Raw genomic sequence first — 4,637 nt, 5'->3', positions numbered from 1 at the left:
TAAACGATCGGCATTAGAGCATTATGCTCGGCTTTTAAATTCACTGTTTAAGCTATTCACCTATAAGCACTTGGCTTGTAAGTTCCACTTAAACTAAAGGTTGATTAACCTTCGTTGCGCTCTGGACGACGACCGCGGTTGCCGCCATTGCCTGCTGCGTTGCCATGGCCACGTTCGCCACGGTGGTTACCACGGTGATCGCCACCACGGTTACGGTCAAAGCGACGTTCGCCATCACGACCACCAGCAGAGTTACCATCACGTGCGCCGTCACGGTTGCCACGGTAGCCACCACGACCGCCATTGCCACCTTCACGGTTACCACCTTCGCGATTACCGCCTTCACGGTTACCACGGTAGCCGCCACCATCACGACCGCCACGACCGCCGCCACGGTTGCCATCACGACCGCCGCCGCCACGACGAGGCTCACGGAAGTCATTGAAATCAACAACTACAGCGCCAGCTTCTTTTTGACGAATGCGAAGTTTGCTTAGCTTACCAGCAGTTTCAGAGTTCATTGCTTTTGGCAGTTGAACGTAAGTAGAACCTTGGTCTAGCTTGATAGCACCGATAGAACCTTTAGTTAGGCCTAGTTCGTTTGCTAGTGCGCCAACGATGTCTTTAACCTGAACGCCTTGCTCACGGCCAACTTGTAGTTGGTATGTATCCCAATCTTGAGTATTGAAGTTACGACCACCACCGTCACGGCCATTGTCACGATCTTCACGACGCTCTTTGCGACGGTTCTTATCACGCTCAATAGCAGCGATCATTGGGTCTTCGCCAACGTAGAATAGAGGGCTCTTACCTTGCTGACGCTTAAGAAGCATTGCAGCTAGAGTAGCAGCATCAACTTCTAGAGATTCTTGTAGTGTAGAGATTAAACCTGCGAAGTTTTCTAGAGCTTTGCTCTCTTTCTCAGTTTCAAGCTCAGCACCAAGCTTAGCAACACGTGCAGCAGCAACTTCGTCACGTTGTGGAAGTTGGATTTCTTCCATTTGAGACTTAGTTACACGCTCGATAGTGCGAAGCATACGAATTTGGTTAGTACGAACTAGTAGGATCGCTTTACCTTTACGTCCAGCACGGCCAGTACGACCAATACGGTGGATGTAAGATTCAACATCAAATGGGATGTCGTAGTTGAATACGTGAGTGATACGTGGAACATCAAGACCACGTGCTACAACGTCAGTTGCAACTAGGATATCGATAACACCTTGTTTGATGTGATCAACAGTGCGCTCACGTAGAGACTGAGGAATATCACCGTGCAGTGCAGCAGCTTTGAAGCCACGTGCAGATAGCCAATCAGCTAGACGCTCAGTGTCTTGACGAGTACGTACGAATACGATTGACGCGTCAGTTTCTTCAGTTTCAAGAAGACGAGACATTGCTTCGTCTTTTTCTACGCCTTTAACAACCCAGTAGTTCTGCGCTACTTTGTCAACTGTGTGGTTAGTACCAGCAACATCAACTTTAGCCGGGTTACGTAGGTAACGGTCAACAATAGTTTTAACCATTGGAGGCATAGTCGCAGAGAAAAGTACACGTTGTGCAGATTCTGGAGCTTGCTCTAGGATCCAAGTAACGTCATCTACGAAACCCATTTTTAGCATTTCATCTGCTTCATCAAGAACAAATGTGTGCGCTTCATCTAGGTGTAGACGGTCACGAGTTAGTAAGTCTTTAACACGACCTGGAGTACCAACAACAATGTGAGCACCGCGGCTTAGAGCGCGCATTTGGTCAACAATTGAAGCGCCGCCGTAGATTTCAAGAACTTTAAGACCTTTGATATCACGGCCTAGGTTTTTGATTTCCGCAGCAACTTGAATCGCTAGCTCACGAGTAGGAGCCATGATGATTGCTTGTGGTTTATGTTGGTTCAGGTTGATTTTGTTAAGTAAAGGCAGAGAGAATGCTGCTGTTTTACCAGTACCAGTCTGTGCTTTACCTAGTGCGTCACGGCCTTCAAGAAGAAGAGGAATAGCTGCTGCTTGGATTGGAGTCGGAGAAACGAAACCCATGCTATCAAGAGCTGAAAGAATGTTTTCGTTTAGGGCTAATTCATTAAATTGAATTACAGATTCGGACATTGGGATCCCACTATATATAAGTAAACAAAAGGTCCCGGGAGCTCTATCAATTCCAATACTGATCCAATCAGATACTGATTCCATTCAGAGTTACGAAGCAGTAATAAAACACTTCAAGCCATTAGGGACGTCTAAGGGAGGCGGATTATTCCTTAAATGCATAAAAAAAGCCAGAAAAAATTGAAATACATCACATATTTTTCGGTTTTACATCAACACTGGCTATCATATCGTCAAAACTTGATGAATATCTCGTCACAGCACCAAACTTCTAGCAAATTGACCTAGTTAAATAAGAGGGCAATTAATTTACGCTCACTTCGCCTTTAAGTAGTAATCAAGCCTCGCAATGATTATAGTGTGCTCAATTGTCCTCGATAGATAAAAGTCAAATGTTTCAAGATAATCCTCTACTCGCTCAACTCAAACAGCAAATCCAAGAAACCCTCCCTAAAAAGGAAGGTACGATCAAAGCCACTGAAAAAGGGTTTGGTTTTCTCGAAGTCGATAGCAAAACTAGCTTCTTCATCCCACCGCCGTACATGAAAAAATGTGTGCACGGTGACAAGGTGATTGCCATCATTCGCACAGAGAAAGAGCGCGAAGTTGCAGAGCCAGAGGAGTTGATTGAACAGGGTCTTACTCGCTTTATTGCACGAGTTAAGCTTTTCAAAGGTCGATTGAACGTTGTTCCAGATCACCCGCAACTGAAAAAACTGCAGCTTAAAGCGAAAGCACAGAAGGGTTTGAACCCTGAAACGCTTAAAGAAGGCGACTGGGTTGTTGCTCATATCGTTCAACACCCGTTAAAAGGTGACAACGGCTTCTTAGCTCAGATCTCTGAGAAAATCACAGACGCTGATGACAAAATCGCGCCTTGGTGGGTAACGCTAGCGCAAAATGACCTACCAAACAGCGAACCTGAAGGCATCGACGACTGGCAGATCAAAGACGACGCTGATCTTGAACGTGTAGACATGACTCACGTCCCTTTTGTGACTATCGATGGCGAAAGCACAAAAGATATGGACGATGCGCTTTACGCTAAGAAGAAAGAGAACGGTGATTTCGAACTGACTATCGCAATTGCTGATCCTACCGCTTACATCTCTCCAGATGATGAAATGGATAAAGTGGCTCGCGAGCGTGGTTTCACTATTTACCTGCCTGGTCGTAACATCCCAATGTTGCCTCGCGATCTAGCTGACAACTTATGTTCACTCATAGAGAACGAAGTTCGCCCGGCACTTTGCTGCACAGTAACGGTATCTAAAGATGGTGTTATCGGTGATGACATTAACTTCTTCGCTGCAAACATAAAATCTCACGCTCGTCTTGCTTACGACCACGTATCAGACTGGCTAGAAACAGGTGCATCAGAGAAATGGCAACCGTCAGAAGAGATTGCTGCAATTGTTTCTGATCTTCACCAATTCGCACAAGCGCGTTCAGCATGGCGCTCAGCCAATGCTGTTGTGTTCCCAGATCGTCCTGACTACCGCTTTGAACTTAGCGAAGACAACGATGTTGTCGCTATCCACGCGGACATGCGTCGTAGCGCAAACAAGTTGGTTGAAGAGTCTATGATCAGCGCGAACATCTGTGCAGGTCGAGTATTAAAAGAAAGCTTTAACCAAGGTGTCTTTAACTGTCACTCTGGTTTTAAAGCTGAGAAATTAACAGACGTTCTGGAGCTGGTTAACCCAGAAGCAGAGACGCCGTTTACAGAAGAGCAGATCGTTTCTCTGGAAGGTTTTGCTACTCTGCGTCGTTGGTTAGGTTCTTTAGACAACAGCTACTACGACAACCGTATTCGTAAATTCCAAGCATACAGCGAGATCAGCAATGAACCTGCGCCGCACTACGCAATGGGATTAGACATTTACGCAACTTGGACTTCTCCAATTCGTAAATACGGTGACATGATTAACCACCGCATGCTTAAAGCACACATCCTAGGTAAAGCGCCAATTCAAACACCAGACGAAACCATTGGTGATGAACTTGCCCTGCACCGCCGTCACCACGGTATGGCTGAACGTAACGTTGGCGATTGGTTGTATGCTCGTACTCTAGCGAACGCTCCAGTTGAAGAAACTCGTTTCCAAGCAGAGATTTTCGATATTAACCGCGCAGGTATGCGTGTACGCCTACTTGACAATGGTGCAGCGGCGTTTATCCCTGGCTCTCTCATTCTTGATAATAAAGAGAGAATAGAGTGCAACGGTGATATGGGTACTGTATCTATCGATAAAGAAATGGTATACAAACTGGGAGACGTTTTAGAAGTAGTTCTCTCAGAAGTTAATCAGGAAAACCGTAACTTGGTAGCAAAACCTACACAAGTTTTTGCGGACTTGCCTAGCGGGCCTGAAACGACAAATGAAACCGAAGCCTAATTTCTGATAGGTTTACTTCTAAAGGCGCTAATTATTAGCGCCTTTTTTGTAAATGTCTCATGCTTAAACAATACTAAAAAAAGCAATTAATCTACAACGCCAAAGAAGCTCACTATGCCATCAATCACGGTCACTC

Annotated in this window: 2 protein-coding genes; one reads left to right on the top strand and one right to left on the bottom strand. The window is 45.6% G+C overall.

Annotation, left to right across the window (positions count from 1 at the left end):
- Positions 1–104: 104 nt before the first annotated feature.
- On the bottom strand, positions 105–2,186 hold the full coding sequence (locus AB4496_RS23010) for a DEAD/DEAH box helicase (RefSeq protein WP_032554996.1): 2,082 nt from the start codon (positions 2,184–2,186) through the stop codon (positions 105–107).
- A gap of 308 nt (positions 2,187–2,494) precedes the next feature.
- Between AB4496_RS23010 and rnb the strand changes: the two genes are divergently transcribed.
- On the top strand, positions 2,495–4,501 hold the full coding sequence (gene rnb, locus AB4496_RS23005) for an exoribonuclease II (RefSeq protein ID WP_009844794.1): 2,007 nt from the start codon (positions 2,495–2,497) through the stop codon (positions 4,499–4,501).
- The last annotated feature ends 136 nt before the right edge of the window (positions 4,502–4,637 follow it).

Source organism: Vibrio sp. 10N.222.46.A1 (assembly GCF_041473595.1).
Classification (GTDB): Bacteria; Pseudomonadota; Gammaproteobacteria; order Enterobacterales; family Vibrionaceae; genus Vibrio; species Vibrio tasmaniensis_A.
The sequence above is the reverse complement of the archived record's forward strand: the minus strand, read 5'-3'. Positions and strand labels throughout refer to the sequence as shown.